21 protein-coding genes are annotated in these 22,545 nt (G+C 66.6%); 10 read left to right on the top strand and 11 right to left on the bottom strand.

Features of this window, described 5'->3' with window-relative positions:
* Positions 1-23: 23 nt before the first annotated feature.
* Positions 24-1,289 carry a YceI family protein gene (locus QZL87_RS09080; RefSeq protein ID WP_295326583.1) on the top strand — a complete coding sequence of 422 codons (1,266 nt, stop codon included), beginning with the start codon at positions 24-26 and terminating at the stop codon, positions 1,287-1,289.
* On the opposite strand, the gene QZL87_RS09075 is transcribed toward QZL87_RS09080, so the two are convergent.
* From QZL87_RS09075 to QZL87_RS09065, 3 genes are read right to left on the bottom strand one after another with little or no spacing between them, the layout of a single operon-like run.
* A complete protein-coding gene (locus QZL87_RS09075) occupies positions 1,290-1,880 on the bottom strand; it encodes a GNAT family N-acetyltransferase (protein ID WP_295326580.1) in 591 nt (196 codons plus the stop codon).
* A 38-nt stretch (positions 1,881-1,918) separates the two neighbouring features.
* Positions 1,919-2,371 (bottom strand): hypothetical protein, encoded by a 453-nt coding sequence (locus QZL87_RS09070; RefSeq protein ID WP_295326578.1) that lies wholly within the window; start codon positions 2,369-2,371, stop codon positions 1,919-1,921.
* 44 nt (positions 2,372-2,415) lie between these two features.
* Positions 2,416-3,405 carry a pyridoxal-phosphate dependent enzyme gene (locus QZL87_RS09065; RefSeq protein ID WP_295326575.1) on the bottom strand — a complete coding sequence of 330 codons (990 nt, stop codon included), beginning with the start codon at positions 3,403-3,405 and terminating at the stop codon, positions 2,416-2,418.
* 65 nt (positions 3,406-3,470) lie between these two features.
* On the opposite strand from QZL87_RS09065, the gene QZL87_RS09060 reads away from it, so the two are divergent.
* From QZL87_RS09060 to QZL87_RS09045, 4 genes are all read left to right on the top strand, one after another.
* Complete coding sequence (locus tag QZL87_RS09060) at positions 3,471-4,679, top strand: saccharopine dehydrogenase family protein (RefSeq protein ID WP_295326573.1); 1,209 nt, start codon at positions 3,471-3,473, stop codon at positions 4,677-4,679.
* Positions 4,680-4,782: 103 nt separating this feature from the next.
* Positions 4,783-5,871 carry an alpha/beta hydrolase gene (locus QZL87_RS09055; protein ID WP_295326570.1) on the top strand — a complete coding sequence of 363 codons (1,089 nt, stop codon included), beginning with the start codon at positions 4,783-4,785 and terminating at the stop codon, positions 5,869-5,871.
* Entirely contained in the window at positions 5,868-6,218 is a 351-nt protein-coding gene (locus QZL87_RS09050) for a DMT family protein (protein ID WP_295326567.1), read from the top strand. Before QZL87_RS09055 ends, QZL87_RS09050 begins: the two co-directional genes overlap by 4 nt.
* 18 nt (positions 6,219-6,236) lie before the next feature.
* Positions 6,237-7,412, top strand: coding sequence for a carboxynorspermidine decarboxylase (locus tag QZL87_RS09045; protein WP_295326565.1), 1,176 nt, complete (start codon positions 6,237-6,239; stop codon positions 7,410-7,412).
* A 126-nt stretch (positions 7,413-7,538) separates the two neighbouring features.
* Here the strand turns inward: QZL87_RS09045 and QZL87_RS09040 are convergent, their stop codons facing one another.
* Positions 7,539-9,191 (bottom strand): FAD-dependent oxidoreductase, encoded by a 1,653-nt coding sequence (locus tag QZL87_RS09040; protein WP_295326562.1) that lies wholly within the window; start codon positions 9,189-9,191, stop codon positions 7,539-7,541.
* Positions 9,192-9,479: 288 nt separating this feature from the next.
* Here QZL87_RS09040 and QZL87_RS09035 point away from each other — a divergent pair, with 288 nt between their 5' ends.
* The 5 genes from QZL87_RS09035 (at position 9,480) to QZL87_RS09015 (ending at position 14,390) form a co-directional block, all read left to right on the top strand.
* Positions 9,480-10,673 (top strand): type III PLP-dependent enzyme, encoded by a 1,194-nt coding sequence (locus tag QZL87_RS09035; RefSeq protein ID WP_295326560.1) that lies wholly within the window; start codon positions 9,480-9,482, stop codon positions 10,671-10,673.
* A gap of 166 nt (positions 10,674-10,839) precedes the next feature.
* Positions 10,840-12,162, top strand: coding sequence for an MFS transporter (locus QZL87_RS09030; protein WP_295326558.1), 1,323 nt, complete (start codon positions 10,840-10,842; stop codon positions 12,160-12,162).
* A 122-nt stretch (positions 12,163-12,284) separates the two neighbouring features.
* Entirely contained in the window at positions 12,285-13,445 is a 1,161-nt protein-coding gene (locus tag QZL87_RS09025) for a CoA transferase (protein WP_295326556.1), read from the top strand.
* Positions 13,446-13,511: 66 nt separating this feature from the next.
* On the top strand, positions 13,512-13,943 hold the full coding sequence (locus tag QZL87_RS09020; RefSeq protein WP_295326554.1) for an MAPEG family protein: 432 nt from the start codon (positions 13,512-13,514) through the stop codon (positions 13,941-13,943).
* A 12-nt stretch (positions 13,944-13,955) separates the two neighbouring features.
* Positions 13,956-14,390, top strand: a complete 435-nt coding sequence (locus QZL87_RS09015; RefSeq protein WP_295326803.1) for an MAPEG family protein — start codon at positions 13,956-13,958, stop codon at positions 14,388-14,390.
* Between the two features lie 99 nt (positions 14,391-14,489).
* On the opposite strand, the gene QZL87_RS09010 is transcribed toward QZL87_RS09015, so the two are convergent.
* The 7 genes from QZL87_RS09010 to QZL87_RS08980 are packed head-to-tail and all read right to left on the bottom strand — an operon-like array spanning position 14,490 to position 22,533.
* A complete protein-coding gene (locus QZL87_RS09010) occupies positions 14,490-15,689 on the bottom strand; it encodes a class I SAM-dependent RNA methyltransferase (protein ID WP_295326552.1) in 1,200 nt (399 codons plus the stop codon).
* 1 nt (position 15,690) lies between these two features.
* Positions 15,691-17,043: an NAD(P)H-hydrate epimerase gene (locus QZL87_RS09005; RefSeq protein WP_295326550.1), complete on the bottom strand. Its 1,353-nt coding sequence runs from the start codon at positions 17,041-17,043 to the stop codon at positions 15,691-15,693.
* Positions 17,044-17,074: 31 nt separating this feature from the next.
* The gene (locus QZL87_RS09000) at positions 17,075-17,464 is read right to left on the bottom strand and encodes a hypothetical protein (RefSeq protein ID WP_295326549.1); all 390 of its coding nucleotides are present in this window, start codon (positions 17,462-17,464) and stop codon (positions 17,075-17,077) included.
* Entirely contained in the window at positions 17,461-19,320 is a 1,860-nt protein-coding gene (gene ilvD / locus QZL87_RS08995) for a dihydroxy-acid dehydratase (RefSeq protein ID WP_295326547.1), read from the bottom strand. Before ilvD ends, QZL87_RS09000 begins: the two co-directional genes overlap by 4 nt.
* 59 nt (positions 19,321-19,379) lie before the next feature.
* Positions 19,380-20,111, bottom strand: coding sequence for an N-formylglutamate amidohydrolase (locus QZL87_RS08990; RefSeq protein WP_295326545.1), 732 nt, complete (start codon positions 20,109-20,111; stop codon positions 19,380-19,382).
* The gene (locus QZL87_RS08985; protein WP_295326543.1) at positions 20,108-20,956 is read right to left on the bottom strand and encodes a 4-(cytidine 5'-diphospho)-2-C-methyl-D-erythritol kinase; all 849 of its coding nucleotides are present in this window, start codon (positions 20,954-20,956) and stop codon (positions 20,108-20,110) included. Before QZL87_RS08985 ends, QZL87_RS08990 begins: the two co-directional genes overlap by 4 nt.
* Entirely contained in the window at positions 20,953-22,533 is a 1,581-nt protein-coding gene (locus QZL87_RS08980; protein WP_295326542.1) for a tetratricopeptide repeat protein, read from the bottom strand. The genes QZL87_RS08985 and QZL87_RS08980 overlap by 4 nt, the downstream gene beginning before the upstream one ends.
* Between the last annotated feature and the right edge of the window lie 12 nt (positions 22,534-22,545).

Here is a 22,545-nt window from a genome sequence, read left to right as displayed (position 1 = left end):
GCCGACCGTCCCGAAAGATTGCCATGCCCGCAACGCGTTACAGCTACACCGCCATTGCGCTTCACTGGCTCATCGCGCTGCTGCTGGCGTTCCAGATCGCGCTCGGCTGGGCGCTCGAGGGGAACAACAGCCCCGAACTCTTCGCGCGATACCAACTGCACAAATCGATCGGCATCACGATCCTGCTGCTCAGCCTTGCGCGGCTCGCGATCCGCTTCATCCTGCCGCGTCCGCCCGCATCGGACGGTCCGGCATGGACGCGCGGATTGGCGAGCGCCGTTCATTGGCTCTTCTATCTGGTGATGATCCTCGGCCCTCTCACCGGCTGGCTGCTCGTTTCGACCGCGCGGGTCCAGGTGCCGACCCTGCTCTACGGCACGCTGCCCTGGCCGCACCTGCCCGTCAGCCCCGCGTGGCACGAACCCGCGGAGGCGATCCACGGCGCGATGGCGTGGCTCGCCATCGGGCTGTTCCTGCTCCATATCGCGGGCGCGCTTCGCCACCAGTGGCTGCTCGGCAAGCCCGAGCTTCAGCGGATAATCCCCTTTGCGCACGGCAAGGCGGCCGGCGCCGCGGTCGGCGCACTGGCGCTTGTCGCCGGCGCGTTCGTTGCCGGACAGACGATCTATCCAGAGCGGGACCGGCCCGTTGCGAAGAAGGCGGCGCTGGTGCCGACTGCCGCGCCCGTCGCACCGCGCGCGGCGCCCGCGGCTCTCCCGACCGAAGAAGAAGGCAAAGCGCCTGTCGAAGAAGCGGCTAAAGAGACCCCCGTGGAAGCGAAAGAGCCGCTCGCCAACTGGACGGTCGCGTCCGGCGGCCGGCTCGGCTTCACCGCACGCTGGAACGGCGAAGCGGTGGACGGCAGCTTCGGGCGCTGGCGCGCTACCATCCGCTTCAGCCGCGACGAACTCGCCCAATCGAACATTCGCGTTACCGTCGACCTCGCCTCCGCCGACACCGGCGACGGGCAGCGCGACGATTCGCTGAAGGGCAGCGACTTCTTCAACGTCACGGCGCAGCCCAACGCCATATTCGCCGCGCGCGACGTCCGGCACCTCGGCGGCGACCGCTATGAAGCGCGCGGCACGCTCGACCTGCGCGGCGTCAGCAAGCCAGCCACGCTGCGCTTCACCTTGCGGATCGAGGGCGACACGGCGCGCGTCGCCGGCACCGCGCGGATCGACCGCACCGCCTTCGGCGTCGGACAGGGCGAATGGGCAGCGACCGATGCGATTGCGGCGGGGGTCGACATCGATTTTTCGTTCAGTGCGACGCGCCCGGCATCCTGATCAGCGCGCCGGGCGCATCATGCCCCAGAAATGCGGGCCACCGCCCGGCACGTCCCATTCGACCTGCGTGACAAAGCCCAGCCGCTCGTACAGCGGCACATTCTCCACGGTCGCCGTTTCCAGCCAGCACGGAAGCTTTTCGGCGTCGGCGGTCGCCGTCTGCGCGCGGATGATCCGCCCGCCATGTCCCTTGCCCTGGTGCCCGGGTCGCACGCCGACATAGTGGAGATACCAGAAATGCCCCTTCGGCCGGTGCGCGTCGATTCCGCCCTGCACCTTCAACCCGCGCGGCAACGCCGTCCCGAAGGTGGCGACGAGCGGGATGACGGTGCGCAGGAATTCCGGCATTCCGCTTTGTGCCTGCCCCGGCGCACGCCAAAGCGCCGCCGCTTCATCGCCGGGCGCCCGCAGTGCGACACCCGCACGCATGTCGGCGGGAACGAGAGTGCGGAACAGGCCGCGAAGCGCGCGGGCGCGATGGGCTGGATCGGGCAATATCCACGATAGCGCCGGGTCGGCCTGAAACGCCTGCGCCAGCGTTTCGACGAGCGCGCTTCGGTCGGCAGCCGTCGCAACCTTGATCTGGCCCATTCTGCCTCCCCCCGAATTTTGATGTCAGTGTCCTTACTTCAATCGCGGCAATAGCCTTCGCCGGTCTTGACGATCAGGCATTCCTGCTTGCCCGCGAGATATTTGAGGCCGGTTTCGTCGCCGTTGCCGCGGTGCAGGCTCAGATCCTCGCCGCCGCGCTTGAACCGGATGCCATGCTCGCTGTCCTGGCCGTCATAGGTGCCCTTGGTGTCGAGATCCGACTGCATCTCGAGCTTGTATTTGCCGGGTTCGGCGGGGGTGATCGTGACATACATGCCCTCGACGCCGGTCCATTTTCCCGCCCAGCTCGCAAAGCGATGCGGCGCGGTCGCGGGATCGATCGCCTCGGCGCCTTCGGGCGGTGCCGTTTCGACCGGAACCTCGGTCGCCCCCGTATCGGTCGGCGCGGGCGCCGGCGCTTCCGCCTTTTCGCAGCCCGCCAGCAGCACCAGCGCGGCGCCGCTCGCCAATATCATGCTCTTGTGCATCATGCGTCTCCTTCCCTCTCCCAAACGCATCGGCCCGGATAAGTTTCCTATTCGCTGATGATCTCCGCGAACTTCAGCGGGTCGACATTGCCGCCCGACAGGGTGACGAGCGTCGCATCGGTCGCCGACGCCTTGCCCGCGAGCACCGCCGCCAGCGCCGCAGCGCCGCCGGGCTCGACGACGAGGTGCAGCCGCTCGAACGCCAGCCGTATCGCGTCGCGCACCTCGCCGCGCGTCACCGCGACGCCCTTGACGCCCCGCGCCTGGAGCACCGCGAAGTTGATCGGCCAGGTCTCGGGCGTCTGGAGCGCGTCGCATTCGGTTGGGTATGCCATATCCTCGACCGACAGGATTTCGCCCGCGGCAAGGCTGCGCGTCACATCGTCCCAGCCCTCGGGCTCGACCGCGACGATCTCGGCATCGGGGCAGGCGAGCGCGAGCCCCGCCGACAGGCCGCCGCCGCCGCAACAGGCGACGATCTTGTCGGGACCGTCGATGCCGCGCGCCTTCATCTGCGCCGCCGCCTCGATCCCGGCACTGCCCTGCCCCTCGATGATCCACGGGTCACCATAGGCATGAACCAACGTCCCGCCGCGCTCGGCGAGCAGCTTCGCGGCGACCGCATCGCGCGATTCGATGACGCGGTCGTAGAGTATGACCTCGGCGCCGAGCTTGCGCGTCACCGCGAGCTTCATCGCGGGCGCGTTGCTCGGCATCACGATCGTCGCCCGGATCCCCAGTCGTTTCGCGGCCCAGGCGACCCCCTGCGCATGATTGCCGCTCGATACGCCGACGACGCCCTCATTGGCCTGCTCGGGGCTGAGGTCGGTCAGCCGGTGCCACGCGCCGCGGATCTTGAACGCACCGACGGGCTGGAGGCACTCGGCCTTGCACCAGATGGTGTTTCCGTCGATTTCGAGCGGCAGCAGCGGCGTGGGCGGCAGCAATGCAGCGACTTTCGCCGCGGCGCGTTCGACCCCTGCGAGCGTGGGCGCGCGTGTCGGATCGATGAGGGTATCGGGGCTTTGCTGTGTCATGGCTTCGTCCTATAGGGCCGGGCATACAAGACAAGGCGGCACAGGCCGCGACAGGAGATTTTTCGATGAGCAAGGTTCTGGTGATCGGCGCGGGCGGCGTCGGTTCGGTCGCGGTGCACAAGATGGCGATGAACCCCGACATCTTTCCCGACATCACGCTCGCCAGCCGCCGCAAATTCAAATGCGACGCGATCGCCGAATCGGTAAAGGCGCGCACCGGCGTCACGATCAAGACCGCCGAGGTCGATGCCGACCATATCGACGCGACCGCGGCGCTGATCCGCTCGATCGGCGCGACGCACGTCGTCAACCTCGCTTTGCCCTATCAGGACCTCACGATCATGGAGGCGTGCCTGTCGACCGGCGCGCATTATCTCGACACCGCCAATTACGAACCGCGCGACGAGGCGAAGTTCGAATATCACTGGCAATGGGCCTATCACGACCGCTTCAAGGAGGCGGGGCTGATGGCGCTGCTCGGCTCGGGCTTCGACCCCGGGGTGACGAGCGTCTTCACCACCTGGCTCAAAAAGCATCATTTCGAGCGGATCGACACGCTCGATATTCTCGACTGCAACGGCGGCGATCACGGCCAGCATTTCGCGACCAACTTCAATCCCGAAATCAATATCCGCGAAGTGACCGCAGTCGCGCGCCACTGGGAAAATGGCGATTGGGTCGAAACCCCGCCGATGTCGGTGAAGCAGCAATTCGACTTCGAGGAAGTCGGGCCGAAGAATATGTACCTCATGTATCATGAGGAGATCGAAAGCCTGAAGACGCACCTGCCCGAGATCAAGCGCATCCGCTTCTGGATGACCTTCGGCGACGCCTATATCCAGCATCTCACCGTGCTGCAGAATGTCGGCATGACGCGGATCGACCCGGTGATCTATGAAGGCCGCGAGATCATTCCGCTGCAGTTCCTGAAGGCCGTGCTCCCCGAACCGTCGAGCCTTGGCGAAACCACCAAAGGCAAGACCAACATCGGCGTCATCGCGACCGGAACGGCCAAGGACGGGACGGAAAAGACGCTCTACCTCTACAATATCTGCGATCATGAGGATGCGTTCGCCGAAACGGGCAACCAGGCGGTGAGCTATACCACCGGCGTGCCGGCGATGATCGGCGCCGCGATGATGGTCACGGGCACGTGGAACGGCGACGGCGTGTTCAATATGGAGCAGATGGACCCCGATCCCTTCATGGACATGCTGAACAAGCACGGCCTGCCGTGGCAGGTGAAGGAATTGGACGCGCCGCTGGATTTCTGATCGCGTCGCCCACTTGAATTTCGTCATTCCCGCGAAAGCGGGAACCCAGTAGCAACGCCGGAACTGGGTTCCCGCTTTTGCGGGAATGACGAAGGGTGTTGATATGAAACTTCGAATTGCAACGCTCGCACTGCTTGCCGCGATCAGCCTCCCCGCCGCCGCCCAAACCGAAGACCCCTACGCACCCGCGCGCGCGATCGTCGCCGACATCGGCAAGATCGTCACGCCGAACGGGGTGCAGGAAACCTTCGAGGTCACCCTCGGCGGCGCGCGGCAGGTCGTGAATGTGCGCGGTGCGGACCGCGACAATCCGATCCTGATCTTCGTTCACGGCGGCCCCGGCGCGGTCGAGATGCCCTTCGCATGGGCCTTCCAGCGGCCGTGGGAGGATGTGTTCACCGTCGTCCAGTACGACCAGCGCGGCGCGGGGCGCAGCTATCCGCTGAACGATCCGGAGGCGCTCGCCCCGACGATGACGCCCGAACGTTATCGCGACGACGCCATCGAGCTGATCGAGTTGCTCAAGAAGCGCTATGCCAAGCGCAAGGTCGTGCTGATGGGGCACAGCTGGGGTTCGATCGTCGGCCTGTCGGTCGCGGTCGAGCGGCCCGATCTTCTTTTTGCCTATGTCGGCGTCGGGCAAGGCATTGATTTTCGCGAGGGCGAAAAGGCCGGCATGGCGTGGACGCGCGCAAAGGCGCTCGCGGCAGGCGATGAAGAGGCGGTCGCGGCGATCGACGCGCTCGCACCCTATCCGCAAGGCGCCTTCACCATCGCCAAGGCCGACGGCTGGCGCAAATATGCGATTCCCTACGGATCGCTCATCTACAACAAACCCGACCTCAAATATTATTTCCAGACACCGCGCCTGTCGCCCGAATATGGCCCCGCCGATGTGCAGGCCTGGGGCAAGGGCAGCGAATTTTCGGTGACGACGCTCTGGCCGCGCCTCGCCGACGTCAGCTTCAAATCGGTCCGCAAGATGGACGTGCCGATCGTCTTCCTGCTCGGACGGCATGATTATACTGTCCCTTCGCCGGTGGCGGCCGACTGGTTCGCACAGGTCCAGGCGCCCTCGAAGAAACTCGTCTGGCTCGAACATTCGGCGCATATGCCGATGGTCGAGGAGCCGGGGCATTTCTTTGCCGCGCTGCTCCGCCACGTGCTGCCGCTGACGAAAGACACAAAATGACCGCCTATCTCGCGCCGATCGGGCTCTTGTTCGTGTCGAACATTTTCATGACCTTTGCCTGGTACGGCCAGCTCGGCGCTGTGTCGCGGCCGGTGTGGCTCGCGGTGCTGATCGCGTGGGGCATCGCCTTTTTCGAATATTGCCTCGTCATCCCCGCGAACCGCATCGGCTATGGCGTCTACAGCGCCGCCGAGCTCAAGACCTTGCAAGAAGTCGTCACGCTGATCATATTCGCCGGGTTCGCGGTCTTCTGGCTCGGTGAGAAGCTGACGGTGAACCATCTCGTCGGCTTCGGTCTCATCGCGACGGGGGCGTTCTTCATCTTCAAGGGACCGATTACGGTCTGACAGAAAGCATATAGCGACATGGAAACCCGTGCCGGCGATCCCGGAGCCTTTGCCCGCTTCGACCTGACCCGCGTCCCCTCTCCCGCCTTCGTCGTCGACGCCGCCAAGGTGCGCGCGAATCTCGCGCTGCTGCGCCATATCGGCGACGCGTCGGGCGTGCGCGTGCTGGCCGCGCTCAAGGCCTTTTCGATGTGGTCGCTGGGACCGACGGTCGCCGAATATCTCGACGGTGTCTGCGCCTCCGGCCTCTACGAAGCCAAGCTCGGCCGCAGCGAATATGGCGGTGAAGTCGCGACCTATTGCGCCGGCTACAAGGAAGCCGACCTGCCCGAGATCGCGGCGCTGTCCGACCATCTGATCTTCAATTCGCCGGGACAGATCGCACGTTTCCGCCCCCTGCTCGACGAATTGCGCGCGAAAGGCGAGACGTTCGACGTCGGCCTGCGCATCAACCCGATGCACAGCGAGGGCGAGGTCGCGAAATATGATCCCGCCGCGCCGTGCAGTCGCCTCGGCTTTCCGATCAGCCAGTTGCTGCCCGAGCATATGGAGGGCGTCGACGGCGTCCATATGCACAGCCTGTGCGAACAGGACTTTCCGCCGCTCCTGCGCACCTGGAACGCGGTGCAGCCGATGCTGCGCCCCTTCTTCAACCAGCTCAAATGGATCAACTTCGGCGGCGGGCACCATGTCACGCGCGCCGATTATCAGGTCGACGATTTGATCGCCTTTCTGAAACAGGTGCGCGCGGCGACCGATTGCGACGTGATGATCGAACCCGGCGAGGCGATCGCGCTCGACGCGGGCATCCTCGTCGGCGAAGTGCTCGACCTGTTCGATAACGGCATGCCGATCGGGATCACCGACATTTCGGCGACCTGCCATATGCCGGACGTGATCGAAGCGCCCTATCGCCCGGCGATGCTCGATGAAGGCAGCGACGGCATGCCCACGCGGCTCGGCGGTCCGTCATGCCTCGCCGGCGACGTGATCGGCGACTACCGCCTCCCCGGCGGCGGCGCGCGGATCGGCCAACGCTTCGCCTTCCTCGACCAGGCGCATTATTCGATGGTCAAGACGAACACGTTCAACGGCGTGCCGCTGCCGTCGATCTGGCTGTGGGACAGCGAGAGCGACGAATTGAAGCTGATCCGCGAATTCGGTTACGAGGATTTCAAGACGCGGCTGGGGTGATTCCTCCCTGTCGCGAAGCGATGGGGAGGTGGCAGCGCGGAGCGCTGACGGAGGGGCTGTGACGCCGCCCCTCCACCACTCGCTTCGCGAGCGGTCCCCCTCCCCACCGCTTCGCGGCAGGGAGGATTAATGGGTGCCCATCTCCGCCAGCGCCTGATGGATGTCGCTGACCACGACCGACCCTTCGCCGACCGACGAAGCGACGCGCTTCACCGATCCCTTGCGGACGTCGCCGACAGCATAGATGCGCGGCCAGCTCGTCTCGAAGCGGCTCGGCATGCGGTCGAGCGACCAGCCCGCCTTGACCAGTTCGAGCGGTGCGATGTCGGCGCCCGTCTTCACGAAGCCGCGCTCGTCGCACACCATTTCCTTTGGCAACCAGCTCGTGTTCGGGCTCGCGCCGAGGAAGAGGAACAGGAAACCGCAATCGCAATGCCCCTCGTCGCCGGTTTCGCGGCAACGATAGGTCAGGCCCGCCAGATGCTCTTCGCCGTGCAGCGCGACGACGTCGGTCGACGGGATGATCTCGATATTCGGATGCTCCTCCAACCGCTTGACCAGATATTCGGACATCGTCTCACGAAGGCTGCCGCGACGAAAAATGACATGGACCTTCTTCGCGACGCTCGCGAGATAGATCGCCCCCTGCCCCGCCGAATTGCCCGCTCCGACGATCGTCACCTCGGCATCGCTGCACAACTGCGCCTCCATCGGCGTCGCGCCATAATAGATGCCGCGGCCCTCATAGGCCTCTATCCCGTCGATCGGCAGGCTCTGATATTTCGCGCCGCTCGCGACGACCACCGCGCGGCTGCGCAGCTTGCGGCCGTCGGCGAGATGCAGGCAATAGGCGTCGCCATCGCGGTTTATCGACGCCGCGCGCACCGGCGACACCAGCCGCGCGCCGAATTTCTGCGCCTGAACCGTCGCGCGGCGCGCCAGCTCATTGCCCGAAATGCCGGTCGGGAAGCCGAGGTAATTTTCGATCTTCGACGAAGTGCCCGCCTGTCCGCCCGGCGCGAGCGAATCGAGCGCGATCACCGTCAGACCTTCCGATGCCGCATAGACCGCCGCCGCGAGCCCGCCGGGCCCGCTTCCCACGACGAGGACATCGGCGGTCGCGCCATCGGGAAGCAGGTCGAGGCCCAGTCCCGCCGCAAGCTGCTCGGGCGTCGGCTGGACGAGCACCTCGGCCGCACCGAGGATCGCCACCGGTAGTTGCTCCTCGGTCAACCCGCGCTCGGCGAGCAGATGCGCGGCCACCGGGCCATCAGCGGGATCGAACCAGCGATGCGCGACGCCATGCTTCATCAACAGGTCGCGCATCGCATAGACGCCGCGGTCCATCGCCGCGCCGATGATGATCGTGACCGCAAAGCCGCGATGCTTGCTGAATTCGCGCCGCGCCGACAGTACGCGGACGAAGATATCCGAAAAATGGCTGTTGCCCGCGATCAGCCGCTGGAAATCGGCGTGGGCGATGCGGAGAATCTCCCCGTCGGCGCCCATTTCGACGCGCGACAAATGCCGCTGTCCGGTCAGCACCGACAGGTCGCCCGCGAACTGCCCGCGCTCCATCCAGCCGACGCGCTTTCGCCCCTCGTCGGTCGACGCGAAGATGTCGGTGTGCCCCGACAATGTGACGATGCAGTCGGGCGCCATCGCGCCCTCCTCGACCAGCAGGTCGCCTGCCTTATGCGGCTCGGTCGTCCCGAACGCCTTCAGTTCCTCAAGCTCGGTGTCGGTGAAGGTGTGATTCACTTCGGCGCGGGAGACCATCAAAGCTTCGCCCTGTCTTTGTCATCCCGATCGCTGCCGGGGTGACTCGATGAAATGGGATGACCTGTCCCTAGCGTGGCGCCAGCGCCTTGTCTCGCCTTCACGCGGCTGGGCGCGGACCGGCCCCGGTTCGCCCCCGACTGCCGTTCTGGCGTTACAAAATTGCGCGATAGGGTCTTTACAGGGGAGACCCCCCTCCATATATGCGCTCTCCGCTGCCCCAGGGGGACTTCCAATAACCGCAAGGCAGCCTTGGATGTTTAACGTATTTTTTGGGGGTCCCTTGAGTTGCACCAGCATCATAGCGCCCACGGGCTGATTCAGGCACTTTCGCCGGTCGAACCTGTTACGCTTGTCCGCCCGCACGCCGCGCGGCGCGCAGCGCGTTTCTTCATCGAGCGATTTCCCGGCACGACCATGTATGCGGTCAAGGCGAATCCGTCGCCCGACCTGCTGCGCGTGCTGTGGGATTCGGGCGTCACCCATTATGACGTCGCCTCAATCGCCGAGGTGCGCCTCGTCGCGCGCACGCTGCCGCAGGCGACGCTCTGCTTCATGCACCCGGTGAAGGCCGAGGAAGCGATTTCCGAAGCCTATTGGAAGCATGGCGTGCGCACCTTCTCGCTCGACACGCTCGACGAGCTTCAGAAGATCGTCCGCGCAACCGAAGGCGCCGCCGACCTCAACCTGCTCGTGCGTCTGCGCGTCTCGTCCGATCATTCGAAGCTCAGCCTCGCCGCCAAGTTCGGCGCCGAGCCCGACGAGGTCGCCGAACTGCTGATGGCGACGCGCCAGGCCGCCGACGCGCTCGGCATCTGCTTCCACGTCGGCAGCCAGGCGATGACCCCGCACGCCTATGCGCAGGCGATGGAGCGCGTCCGGGCCGCGATCGTCGCGGCGTCGGTCACCGTCGACATCATCGATGTCGGCGGCGGCTTTCCGTCATCCTATCCGGGCATGGAGCCGCCGCCGCTCGACGCCTATTTCGAGACGATCCACCGCAGCTTCGAAAGCCTGCCGATCAGCTATTCGGCCGAACTCTGGTGCGAACCGGGCCGCGCGCTGTCGGCCGAGTACAGTTCGCTGATCGTCCGCGTCGAAAAACGCCGCGGCGAGGAGCTCTACATCAACGACGGCGCCTATGGTGCGCTGTTCGATGCCGCGCATGTCGGCTGGCGTTTCCCCGTCACGCTGCTGCGCGACGGAGAGAGCAATGCCGAAATGGTGCCGTTCAGCTTCTACGGCCCGACCTGCGACGATCTCGACCATATGGCGGGCCCCTTCTTCCTGCCCGCCGACGTCAAGGCCGGCGACTTCATCGAGATCGGCATGCTCGGCGCCTATGGCTGCGCGATGCGGACCAAGTTCAACGGCTTCGGCGCCGACGAGACGCATGTCGTCAGCGACGAACCGATGGTCAGCCTCTACACCGGCGAAGTCGAACAGGAGCGCCGTAGCGCGACGGTGACCAAGCTGTTCTGATAAGGCCGTGCGGCAAAGCGCCGTCCGCGCTTCCACAAGCGTCATCCCGGCGAAGGCCGGGATCTCGCCGTGGCATTCTGGCGCACCGGCGAGATCCCGGCCTTCGCCGGGATGACTGCATGTTCGCAGTGGCATCGCCAACGGATGGCGCTAGATTGCGCCGCTCATGCAGCCCTTCCACCATCTCCTTGCCAACAATCTGATCGCCAACATCACCAATTTCACGGTGTGGTTCGCGTTGACCTTCTGGACTTTCCTCGAAACCCAATCGGTGTTCGCGACGGGGATGATCGCGGGCATCTATCTCGTCCTGACGGCGATGCTCGGCGTCTGGTTCGGCAGTCTTGTCGACCATCACGGCAAGCGCAACATGATGCTGGTTTCGAGCGCCGCCTCGCTGATCCTCTATGCCGCCGCGCTCGGCGGCTTCCTGCTCGATCCCGACATCCGCAATGCCGAGGTTCGGAGCCTGACGCTCTGGCTCTTCATCCTCGTCTCGATGCTCGCCGTGATCGTCGGCAACATCCGCATGATCGCGCTGCCGACACTCGTCACCCTGCTCGTTCCCGAAGACCGGCGCGACAAGGCGAACGGCCTCGTCGGCATGGTGAGCGGCATCGGTTTTCTTACCACATCGGCGATCAGCGGCTTTCTCGTCGCCTGGGGCGGCATGGCGGGGACGTTGGTCTTCGCGATCGGCTTTTCGCTGGTCGCGATCGCCCATCTGCTTTTCGTTCCCGTCGACGAACCACGCGCGGCGGAAGACCATGCCGAACCGCGCCGCATCGACCTCGCCGGCACTTTTCGCGTCGTACTCGCCATTCCGGGGCTGTTCGCGCTGATTCTCTTCTCGTCGTTCAACAACCTGCTCGGCGGCGTCTTCATGGCGCTGATGGACGCCTATGGGCTGTCGCTGATGAAGGTCGAGGAATGGGGGCTGCTCTGGGCCGTCATATCCTGCGCCTTCATCCTCAGCGGCATCGTGATCGCGCGCACCGGGCTGGGCGCCAACCCGGTACGGACCCTGCTCCTCGTCAACCTTGGCGCCTGGATCGTCGCGGTCTTCTTCACCATCCAGTCGTCGATCCTGCTGCTCGCGGCCGGCTGTTTCCTCTGGATGTTCCTCGGCCCCTATGCCGAAGCCGCCGAGCAGACGACGCTGCAAAAGGTCGTTCCGTTCGAGCGGCAGGGCCGGGTCTTCGGCTTCGCCCAGTCGGTCGAGCTCGCCGCCTCGCCGCTGACCGCCTTCCTGATCGCGCCGCTGACCCAATTCGTCTTCGTCCCGCTGATGACGACCGGATGGGGCGCCGACGCGATCGGCGACTGGTATGGCCGCGGCCCCGAACGCGGCATCGCGATCGTCTTTTCGATCGCCGGCCTGCTCGGCGTGCTTGCCACCGCCGCCGCCTTCGCGTCGCGATCCTATCGGCGGATTTCCGCCGCTTATGCCGCCGGCATCGACGACAGCGCCGCGCCCGCCGCGGCCTGACGGTCCCGCGCAGTCGATTCACTCTTCCGTTTCACTTCGCAATCCTTCTATCCTCGCGCAAACAGCAAGGGAGGATGCCGCTTGACGAGGACGATCTATCGAAGCGCAGCGGGCGATGCGGCATGACGATGCTCGAAGGCATCCGCATCGTCGACCTGACGACCGTCATCTTCGGCCCCTATGCGACGCAAATGCTCGCCGATCTCGGTGCCGAGGTGATCAAGGTCGAGACGCCGGGCACGGGCGACGTGTCGCGTTATCTCGGCAGCGGCGTCCCCCACCCGGCGATGGGTTCGATCCATCTCAACGTGAACCGCGGCAAACGCTCGATCGCGCTCGACCTGAAAAAGCCGGAAGACGCCGCGGTGCTGCGCGACCTGATCGCGAGCGCCGACGTCTTTTTCCATAATGTGCGCGGGCGGGCGATCGCGCGGCTTGGCTTCGATTATCCAGGCTGCCGGGCGATCAAGCCCGACATCATCTATGTCCATGGCACCGGCTTCGGGCAGGACGGTCCCTATGCGGACCTTCAGGCCTATGACGATGTCATCCAGGCCGCGAGCGGGACGACCAGCCTGCTCCCCCGCGTCGATGGCGACCCCCGCCCACGCTATGTTCCCTCGCTGATCGCCGACAAGGTCGCGGGCCAGTTCGGCGCACAGGCGATCCTCGCCGCGCTCGTCCACAAGCTCAGGACCGGCGAAGGGCAAGAGGTTCAGGTGCCGATGTTCGAATGCTTCACCTCGTTCATGCTCGTCGAGCATCTGCGCGATGCGGCGCTCGACCCGCCGCTCGGCCCGGCAGGCTATCCGCGCCAGCTCGACCCGACGCGCCAGCCCTTTCCGACAAGCGACGGCTATCTGGCGATCGTCCCCTACACGCCCGAATCGACCGCACGGCTGATGGCGCTGCTCGGCAGCGACGGCCTCACTGAAACGCCCGAGTTCGAAGCCGCCAGGGCGAAGGGCCGGCATATGCCGATCGTCTATAGCGAAATCGCGCGCAAGACGCCGGCGAAGACGACCGCCGAATGGCTCGCGCTGTTCGCCGAGAATGATATTCCCGCGATGGCGGTGCGCGACCTTCAGGACATAAAGGACGACCCGCATCTGGTCGAAACGCAATTCTTCCGCCACCGTACCCATCCCGATGTCGGCGCCTTTCACGAAATGCAGCCGCCGGTGAAATATGGCGCGATGCCGCCGCGCGACCTCGGCTTCGCACCGCGCGTCGATGGCGACGGCGCGGCGATCCGCGCCGAGATCGCGGCCCGGCACGATTGAATTTGGCAATTGCATATCGGGGCGCCATCCCTAGCATCGCCGCGACATGACAAGAGGGGGAGCTATATGACGCCGAACATCCTCGCGCCGGGCGCGGTGCTGATCCTGTGGACGCTCGTCATGCTGGTCTGGGTCGCGGTGACGCGCTTCCGCGCGCTTGCCAAGTCCGGGATCGACCTGAAAACGGCGCCGCCGGGTGGCCGCGGCGGCGACCTTGAAGGCGTATTGCCGGCCGTTACCAACTGGAAATCGCACAACTACACGCATCTGCTCGAACAGCCGACGCTCTTCTATGCCGTCATCCTGATCCTGCACGCGGTCGGCGGCTATCCCGCCTATGTCGTATGGATCGCCTGGGCCTATGTCGCGCTGCGTGTCGTGCATAGCCTCTGGCAGGCGACGGTGAATCGCATACCGGTCCGCTTTGCGATCTTTGCGGCGTCGACCTTGTGCCTGCTGGCGCTTGCGCTGCTCGCGGTGATCGCCACTTTGGGTTGAGGGGGAAGAATGATGGACACGAACGCCATATTGGGGCCGGTCGCGACACTTGCGCTCTGGTCGATGATCATGTGGGTGTGGATGTACGCGACGCGCATCCCGGCGATGCAGCGCGCCAAGATCGACGCGGCGAAAATGGTTGGCGGGACCGGCAAGGGGCTCGACGACGTGCTGCCGCCCGAAGTGCAGTGGAAGGCGCATAATTACAACCATCTGATGGAGCAGCCCACGGTCTTCTATGCCGTCGCGATCGCGCTTGCGGTCGGCGGCATGGGCGGCGGGCTCAACGCACAAATCGCCTGGATCTATGTCGCGCTGCGCGTCGTCCACAGCCTGATCCAGGTCACGGTCAATCGCGTCATGTGGCGCTTCCTCGTCTTCACGCTGGCGAGCCTCGCGCTGATCGCGCTGTGCATCCACGCCTTCATGGGCTTCGTGCTGCACTGAGAAGAACGCGTCGCCCCCGCGAAGGCGGGGGCGACTGTCGGTTTGCGCAGCAACGCAGGAAAAGGCCGACGGCGGCCCCGGCCTTCGCGGGGGCGACGGCTATTTCGAAAAGCGCGCCGCCAGTTCAACGTGGGTCGACCAGCGGAACTGACCGACGGGCTGGACCCAGTCGAGCCCATAGCCGCCTTCGATCAGCATCTTCGCATCGCGGGCGAAGCTCGCGGGATTGCAGCTCACATAGGCGATGACAGGCGCGGTAGAGGCCGCGAGCTGCTTCACCTGTTCCTCCGCCCCCGCACGCGGCGGGTCGAGGATGATCGCGCCGAAACGGTTGAGCTCGGCGGGCACCAGCGGACGCCGGAACAGGTCGCGATGCTCGGTCGCCACCAAGGCGCGGGCGCGGTTCGCGGCGCCGGTCAGCGCGGCGATCGCATCGCGCGCGCCCTCGGCGGCATAGACTTTGCGTCCCCCCTGCACCGACAGCGCAAAGGTGCCGACGCCCGCGAACAGGTCGGCGACCGCGCCGGCCTCGCCGATCGCCTTGCGCACCGCATCGACGAGCGCCACCTGCCCCGCCGCCGTCGCCTGAAAAAAGGCGAAGGGCGGGACTTCGACCAATATGTCGCCGAAGCGCACCGTCGGCGGGTCGGGTTGCCACAGGATTTCGAGCCCGTCGCCCTGATCGATCGCAAAGCGCGCGAGCTTGTTGGCGCCGGCAAAATCCTGCAGCGCCATCGCCGCATCGAGCCCCTCGGCCTTCACGCCCTCGAGGATCAGCTCTACGCCCTGATCGAGCATCTGCAGCTTGACCTTCACCGGACGCCGCGGCTGCGCGATCATCCCGAGCAATTCGCGCACCGGTTCGATCAGCGCGAACAATTCGGGGAGCAACAGCGGGCACATCCGCATATCGACGATCTGGTTGCTCTGGGCGGCGTTGAATCCGATCGCGACCTGCTTGCCCGTCCTGAGCGCGGTCAGCGCGGCGCGGCGGCGGCTTTGCGGCGGCGAAAGCAGCGCGGGAAATATCTCTCCATAAGGGACGCCCTGCCCCTCCAGCCCCCCGACAACCCGGTCGCGAACGAAATCGGCAAGCGCCGGCTCGGCGACATGCTGCAACTGGCATCCGCCGCATTTGCCGAAATGGCGGCACACGGGCTCGGTCCGGTTCGGTCCGGGAATGAGGATGCCGTCATCACGCACGCGGTCGCCGGGCGCGGCGCCCGCCACATGGCGGCCGTCAGCGGTCACGCCGTCGCCGCGCGCGGCGATGCGCTCGATCAGCGCAGCTTCGCTCATGTCAGTCCCTTATCAGATCGTCGGCCACAAGGCCGGGGCCTATACGCGCGGCCCGCGCGATATGCCAGCCCACCGCCGCGACGGCGGCATCGAAGGCATCGCCGCCGCGCGCCAGCATCGCGCCGCACGCGCCTGCCAGGACATCGCCCGTCCCCGCCGTCGCCAGCCACGGGCTGCCCGGCCACGCCGCCGCGACGCGGCCGTCGGGGGCGGCGACGATCGTGTCGGCGCCCTTGTAGATCACCACGGCGTGCGTGCGCGCCGCAGCGGCCTTCGCGCGGTCGATCTTGCTGCCGTAGGCTTGCGGAAAGGCGCGCGCGAACTCGCCCTCGTGCGGCGTCAGTATCGCCGTGCGCGGGGTTTCGGACAGGCGCGGCACCACCGCCGGCAGCTTGACGGGATCGAGCACCAGCGGCTTGCCCGAATCGAGCGCGGCCTCGACATCGAACAGCAGTTCGTCGCCCGCCGGAAATCCCGGCCCTATGACGACGGCGCCCACCCGCGGATCATCGAGCCGTTCGCCGAATTTTTCGTCGCTTTCGGCGATGATCGCCGAAAAGGGCGCGCGCTCGCTGCCGTCGAGCACGACATAGCCCGCTCCCGCGCGCAGCGCCGCCGCTGCCGTCAACCCCGCCGCCCCGCGCATGGGGCCCGCAAAGACCAGCACCATGCCGCGCGTGAATTTATGGGCAGCGGGCTCGGGCTTCGCCTCGCGCGCCTTCGGCAGCGTCCGCATCGTCTCGTTCGCCGCTATGCCGATCGGCGCGAGCAGGACGCGGCCGCACGCCGGCGCGGTCGGCAGCAGGACATGCGCGGGCTTGAGCGCGCCGAGCGCCAGCGTCACATCGGCGGGAAGCGGCGGCATCCAGTCGGCCGCGCCGTCGCTGTCGATGCCGCTCGGCACATCGACCGCCAGGATACGCCGGTCGGAAAAATGCCCGAGGATGGCCGCGAGATCGTCCGCGACGGGCCGCGACAGCCCGACGCCGAACAGCGCATCGACGATCAGGGGCGCGGCCGCCAGCCGGCCATTGAGGGCCTCGACCGGCCCGCTCCATCCCGCCCGCGCCGCCTTCGCCAGTTCGGTCGTGGGCTCGGCCAGCGCAGCGACGCGCACCAACGCGCCACGTTCGCTGAGACGCCGCGCCGCGACATAGCCGTCACCGCCATTGTTACCCGGACCGCAGAGGATCAGGACCGGCGCGCCCGCCGCCATCCGCCAGGCGGTATCGGCAACCGCGGCGCCTGCGCGCTCCATCAATTCCGCAAGCGAGGTTCCCTGGATCGCGCAAGCCGCCTCCGCCTCGCGCATCGCATCGCTGGTCAGGATCGGGGCATCGGCGGGAACGGACATGGCCCTGCCTATCACGATCGCGCGAACGCGCCTACTTCGCGCCGCCCGTATTCGCCGGGAGGCGATAGCGGTCGTGTCCGATCGCGACCTCGATCATATTATTGCCGACGATGCTGACCTTCGCCGGTTCGGCGCCGTCGGCCGGCACGACGCCGCGTCCGTCGGTGGTGATCTGCAACCTGCGGTAACCGACATTGGCGCGCCCGACGACGAGGATCGTCCCGTCCGCGCCGCTCATTTCATCGACGGTGCAGGTGCGATCGAACAGCTTCGCGCCTTCCAGCGCGCATTCGATTCGGCCGTTTTCGGCGGCTTCGCGCGACCCGCGCGCTTCAGCCTCGGCCAGATCGCCATTGTCCGGGGCACGATCGCAGCCCGCGAGCGCGATCAGCGTCAGCCATGCCCCCCCAAATCGCTTCATCCCTTGCCCTTCAGCTGCGACAGGTCGCGCACCGCGCCGCGCGCGGCGCTCGTCGTCATCGCGGCATAGGCCTGAAGTGCTACCGAAACCTTGCGCGGGCGCGCCTTTTCCGGCTGCCATGCGGCGTCGCCCTTCGCATCCATCACGGCGCGGCGCTCGGCCAGCACGCTATCGGCCACCGCCAGCGTGATCGTCCGCGCCGGAATGTCGATATTGATGAGGTCGCCATTCTCGACCAGCCCGATCGCTCCGCCCTCGGCCGCCTCGGGCGAGACATGGCCGATCGACAGGCCCGAGGTGCCGCCCGAAAAGCGCCCGTCGGTGATCAGCGCGCACGCCGCCCCGAGCCCCTTCGACTTCAAATAGCTCGTCGGATAGAGCATTTCCTGCATCCCCGGCCCGCCCTTCGGCCCTTCGTAGCGGATCACGACGACGTCGCCCGCCTCGACCTGTCCGGTGAGAATGCCGGCGACGGCGGCGTCCTGGCTTTCATAGACCTTCGCGGGCCCCGAGAATTTGAGGATGCTCTCGTCCACCCCCGCGGTCTTCACGATGCAGCCGTCGAGCGCGATATTGCCCGACAGCACCGCAAGCCCGCCATCCTTGCTGAACGCGTGGGTTGCCGAGCGGATCACCCCCGCCTCGCGGTCGAGATCGAGGCTCTCCCAGCGCCGGTCCTGGCTGAACGCCGTTTGCGTCGGCACACCGCCCGGCGCCGCCATGAAGAATGTCCGCACTTCTGGATCGTTCGTGCGCCCGATATCCCATTTGCTCAGCGCATCGCCCAGCGTCGCGCTATGCACCGTCGGCAGATGCGCGTGGAGCAGCCCCGCGCGCTCGAGTTCGCCGAGGATCGCCATGATCCCGCCGGCGCGGTGAACATCCTCCATATGGACGTCGCTCTTCGCCGGCGCGACCTTCGACAGGCACGGCACGCGGCGTGACAGCCGGTCGATGTCGGCCATGGTGAAATCGACCCCGGCTTCATGGGCAGCGGCGAGCAGGTGCAACACCGTGTTCGTCGACCCGCCCATCGCGATGTCGAGGCTCATCGCATTTTCAAATGCCTCGAACGTCGCGATATTGCGCGGCAAAACGCTTTGGTCGTCCTCTTCATAATGGCGGCGGCACATTTCGACGACGATACGCCCCGCGCGCAGGAACAATTGCTTGCGGTCGGCGTGCGTCGCGAGCGTCGAGCCATTGCCCGGCAGCGACAGCCCAAGCGCCTCGGTCAGGCAGTTCATCGAATTGGCGGTGAACATGCCCGAGCAGGATCCGCACGTCGGGCACGCCGAACGCTCGATCGCAGTGACTTCCTCGTCGCTATATTTCTCGTCGGCCGCGGCGACCATCGCATCGACGAGGTCGAGCGCGACCTCCTTGCCCTTCAGCACCACTTTGCCGGCCTCCATCGGCCCGCCCGACACGAAGACGACCGGAATGTTGATACGCAGCGCCGCCATCAGCATCCCCGGCGTGATCTTGTCGCAGTTGGAGATGCACACCATCGCGTCGGCGCAATGCGCATTGACCATATATTCGACGCTGTCGGCGATCAGGTCGCGGCTCGGCAGCGAATAGAGCATGCCGTCGTGCCCCATCGCGATGCCGTCATCGACCGCGATCGTGTTGAACTCCTTGGCGACCCCTCCCGCCGCCTCGATCTCGCGCGCGACCATCTGGCCGAGGTCTTTCAAGTGGACGTGGCCGGGTACGAATTGCGTGAAACTGTTGACCACCGCGATGATCGGCTTGCCGAAATCGCTGTCCTTCATCCCCGTCGCGCGCCACAGGCCGCGGGCGCCCGCCATGTTGCGGCCGTGGGTCGTAGTGCGCGAACGATAAGAAGGCATCTGGAGAGTTCCTGATAATATTATTTCATAAAACGACGATAAAATGCGCCTCTACACGCCTAAGCGCCGATGTTCAACGCCACTTTCCTGCACATCCGCGCCAGCCGTTCGGCGAAGAGCACCTGCCCTGCCGCATCGCCGACCAGATCCTGCCGCATCTCGATCCCGACATAGGGAATATCGTTCGCCTCGGCATGGCGGTTCATCGTCGCGTTGAGCAGCTTGCCCGAATAGGGCTGCTGGTCGCCGACAAGCAGTCCCTCACCCTCCAGCGCCGCGATTGCCGCGCCCGCGAGCCGGTCGTCCTCATTATAGAGCACCCCGACATGCCACGGCCGCGCCTGATCGGGATGCGCCGCGAGCGACGGCGTAAAGCTGTGCAACGACAGGATCATCGCCGGACGCCGCGCCGCGATCGTCGCCGCGATATGGTCGTGATAGGGCCGGAAGAAACGCGCCAGCCGCGCCTCGCGCGCATCGTCGTCGAGCGCGTTGCCCGGCACGGCATGGCCGTCGCTCGCAATCGGCAGCACCCCCGGCGCATCCTCCTCGCGGTTGCAGTCGACGACGAGCCGCGACACGCCGCCGAGGATCGCCGCATCGACCGCGCCGCTTTCGACGAGCAAGGCTGCAACCTCGGCTACGCCGATGTCGATAGCGATATGGTTCGACAGCAGCGCGGGATCGATGCCGAGATCGATGTCGGCGGGCACATATGCCGAGGCATGGTCGGCGATCAGCAGGATACCGCCCGCACGCGCCTCCCCGATCTGCCGCCACGCTTCACTCATCGCAACGCTCCCGCCATCGTCCACCAGCCCGGATGCCGCTCCGCCAGCAAGGCCGCCGCCGCGTCGCGTTCGGCCGCCGCATCGAACAAGGCGAAACAGGTCGCCCCTGATCCCGACATGCGCGCGAGCCAGGGACGGAGCGCGCCGAGTTCGAGCAAAATATCGGCAATCGCCGGGCACCCTGCGATGGCCGGCCTTTGCAAATCGTTGCGCGCGCCGAGCAGCCTCGCGCGCGGATCGGCGCCGGTGAACAGCGGCCCGCGATCGATCCCGTCCCACGCGGCGAATACCGGCCCGGTCGCGACGGGCTGGCGCGGATTGACGAGCAGCACCGGCGTCCCGCTCAGTTGCAAGTTGGGCACGGCGCTCAATTCTTCTCCGGTGCCGACGCCAAGACACGTCTCGCTCGCCACGCAAGCGGCGACATCGGCACCGAGCGGGCTCACGATCCGCGCCAGCGCCGTATCGCCGATTTCGGGCAGGAAATGCGCCCGCACGAGCCGCGCCATCGCCGCGGCGTCCGCCGATCCGCCGCCGATCCCCGCCGCTACGGGCAGCATCTTCGTCAGCGTCACCGCCAGCGGCGGCACCCGGCCGGCGCCATGGCGCGCGCGAAGCAGCGTCAGCACCTGCATCACCAGATTGTCGCCGCCCGCGCTCAGCCCTTCGCCGAACGCCCCGTCGATTGCGAGGCTGTCGGTTTCGGCCAATTCGGCAGCTATCGCGTCACCGCCATCGACGAAGGCGAACAGCGTCTCGATCGCATGATAACCGTCGGCGCGCCGCGACCGGACATGCAGCGCGAGGTTGATCTTGGCCCAGCCGGTCTCGCGAAACGCCGTCACGGCGCCGTCGTCGCAGGGGTCAGCCCGTCGCGCAGCTTCGCTTCCAGCCGCGTCGCCATCTCGGCCTCCGCCAGCAATGCCGCGGCGCGCCAATTGTATCGCGCGCGGAACCTCTGTCCCGTTCGCCAATAGGCATCGCCCAGATGCTCGACGATCACCGGATTGTCGGGCTCGCCGCGCTGCGCCTTTTCGAGAAGATCGACGGCGTCGTCGGCGCGCCCCGTCAGGAAATAGGCCCAGCCGAGCGAGTCGGTGATGCTCGCATTCTGCGGTTCGCTGCGCCAGGCAGCCTCGATCCGCGCCAGCGATCGCTCAATATCCTTGCGCCGTTCGAGCGCCGAATAGCCGGCGAAATTCAGTATCGACGCATCATGGGGGCGCAACGCCACGGCCCGTTCCATCAGCGCCGCCGCCTCGTCCCACTGTCCCGCCTGCAACAGCAGGTCCGCGCGCGCGATCAGCAGCGTGCCGCGCAGCGCCCGGTCGGCTTCGCCGTCGCCCAGCGCCGCCTCGAGCCCCTCATAGGCACGCGCCGCCGCCGTGGGATCGTGCGATTGCCGGGCGATGTCGGCGAAACGGACGAGCAGCCCGCGCGCCGGATCGGCGTCGGCGGCCGCCTCGGCCAGCTTCGCCGCGCCCGCAAGATCGCCCGCATCGGCCATCAATTCGGCGCGGCGCATCGTCAGGACCGGTGGCAGTTGCTGACGCTCCGTGTCGAGCAAGGCCATGGCATCGGCGGACTGGCCGTTGCGGTCGAGCGCCTCGACCAGCGTCGCCCGCACCGCCCAGTCTTCGTCGTTGAGCCAATAGGCCGCGCGCGCAAACAGCAATGGCAGCTTCGCGCTGCCGTTCGGCGTCCGCGCAAGGCCGTCGGCCAATATGCCGAGCCATTGCGCCACGCCCGCGCGCGGGGTCGAAACCGGCTGGTCGGGAAGCAGCAGCATCGGATCCTCGCGCTGTCCCGACGCCAGCGCGATCCGCCCGCGCAGCCGTTCGGCCACGTCGCGTTCGCCCGCCTTGTCGAGCGTCGCCGCGACCCGCATGGCGACAAGCTGGCTCGTCCGGTCGGTCAGCGTGATGCCGTCCGCGAGCGCCGAGGCCGAATCGACGCGCTTCGCCGCGATCTGCACGAGCGCGACCTGAAGCGTCAGCGCGGGCTCGGGCCGCGCCCGGCTGTTCACCGCGAGCAGATGCTGCTCGGGAAAATTCTCGCGCGCGCCGACGTCGATCCATGCGTTCACCGTCGGCAGGATCAGCCGCGCGATCGTGTCGGCGCCCGCCTTGTCGATGCGGCCCTTCATAATGGCGCGCGCCGCCTTCCAGTCCGAACGGCGCATCGCATCGACCATCAGCACCAACTGCGCATCGAAACGCCGGTCGCCCGCGGTCCACAGGTTTTGCGCGGCGTCGTGCGCGGCGTCGAGGTCGCCCGCCTCGATCGCCTGTTCGAGCATCCGTCCGCGGATGCCGGGCAGGCCCGGGGCGGCGCTCGACACCGTCGCCAGCGCCGACAGCGCGGCGGCCGGCTCGCCGCCCTCCTCTGCCAGTCGCGCGCGCACGAGCGCGTCGAGCACCATGCCGCCGTCGTC

It is taken from the genome of uncultured Sphingopyxis sp. (genome assembly GCF_900078365.1).
Lineage (GTDB): Bacteria > Pseudomonadota > Alphaproteobacteria > Sphingomonadales > Sphingomonadaceae > Sphingopyxis.
Note: the sequence above shows the minus strand (reverse complement) of the source record. Positions and strands in the feature narration are given on the sequence as shown.

Excerpts from the sequence above, each read along its gene's own strand:
- QZL87_RS09045 (WP_295326565.1), top strand. The coding sequence starts at position 6,237 with ATGGAAACCCGTGCCGGCGATCCCGGAGCCTTTGCCCGCTTCGACCTG.
- QZL87_RS09020 (WP_295326554.1), top strand. The coding sequence starts at position 13,512 with ATGACGCCGAACATCCTCGCGCCGGGCGCGGTGCTGATCCTGTGGACG.
- QZL87_RS08980 (WP_295326542.1), bottom strand. The coding sequence starts at position 22,533 with ATGGTGCTCGACGCGCTCGTGCGCGCGCGACTGGCAGAGGAGGGCGGC.
- QZL87_RS08990 (WP_295326545.1), bottom strand. The coding sequence starts at position 20,111 with ATGAGTGAAGCGTGGCGGCAGATCGGGGAGGCGCGTGCGGGCGGTATC.
- QZL87_RS09030 (WP_295326558.1), top strand. The coding sequence starts at position 10,840 with ATGCAGCCCTTCCACCATCTCCTTGCCAACAATCTGATCGCCAACATC.
- QZL87_RS09070 (WP_295326578.1), bottom strand. The coding sequence starts at position 2,371 with ATGATGCACAAGAGCATGATATTGGCGAGCGGCGCCGCGCTGGTGCTG.
- QZL87_RS09040 (WP_295326562.1), bottom strand. The coding sequence starts at position 9,191 with ATGGTCTCCCGCGCCGAAGTGAATCACACCTTCACCGACACCGAGCTT.
- QZL87_RS09060 (WP_295326573.1), top strand. The coding sequence starts at position 3,471 with ATGAGCAAGGTTCTGGTGATCGGCGCGGGCGGCGTCGGTTCGGTCGCG.
- QZL87_RS09015 (WP_295326803.1), top strand. The coding sequence starts at position 13,956 with ATGGACACGAACGCCATATTGGGGCCGGTCGCGACACTTGCGCTCTGG.
- QZL87_RS09065 (WP_295326575.1), bottom strand. The coding sequence starts at position 3,405 with ATGACACAGCAAAGCCCCGATACCCTCATCGATCCGACACGCGCGCCC.
- QZL87_RS09010 (WP_295326552.1), bottom strand. The coding sequence starts at position 15,689 with ATGAGCGAAGCTGCGCTGATCGAGCGCATCGCCGCGCGCGGCGACGGC.
- QZL87_RS09080 (WP_295326583.1), top strand. The coding sequence starts at position 24 with ATGCCCGCAACGCGTTACAGCTACACCGCCATTGCGCTTCACTGGCTC.
- ilvD (WP_295326547.1), bottom strand. The coding sequence starts at position 19,320 with ATGCCTTCTTATCGTTCGCGCACTACGACCCACGGCCGCAACATGGCG.
- QZL87_RS09075 (WP_295326580.1), bottom strand. The coding sequence starts at position 1,880 with ATGGGCCAGATCAAGGTTGCGACGGCTGCCGACCGAAGCGCGCTCGTC.
- QZL87_RS09000 (WP_295326549.1), bottom strand. The coding sequence starts at position 17,464 with ATGAAGCGATTTGGGGGGGCATGGCTGACGCTGATCGCGCTCGCGGGC.
- QZL87_RS09055 (WP_295326570.1), top strand. The coding sequence starts at position 4,783 with ATGAAACTTCGAATTGCAACGCTCGCACTGCTTGCCGCGATCAGCCTC.
- QZL87_RS09025 (WP_295326556.1), top strand. The coding sequence starts at position 12,285 with ATGACGATGCTCGAAGGCATCCGCATCGTCGACCTGACGACCGTCATC.
- QZL87_RS09050 (WP_295326567.1), top strand. The coding sequence starts at position 5,868 with ATGACCGCCTATCTCGCGCCGATCGGGCTCTTGTTCGTGTCGAACATT.
- QZL87_RS09005 (WP_295326550.1), bottom strand. The coding sequence starts at position 17,043 with ATGTCCGTTCCCGCCGATGCCCCGATCCTGACCAGCGATGCGATGCGC.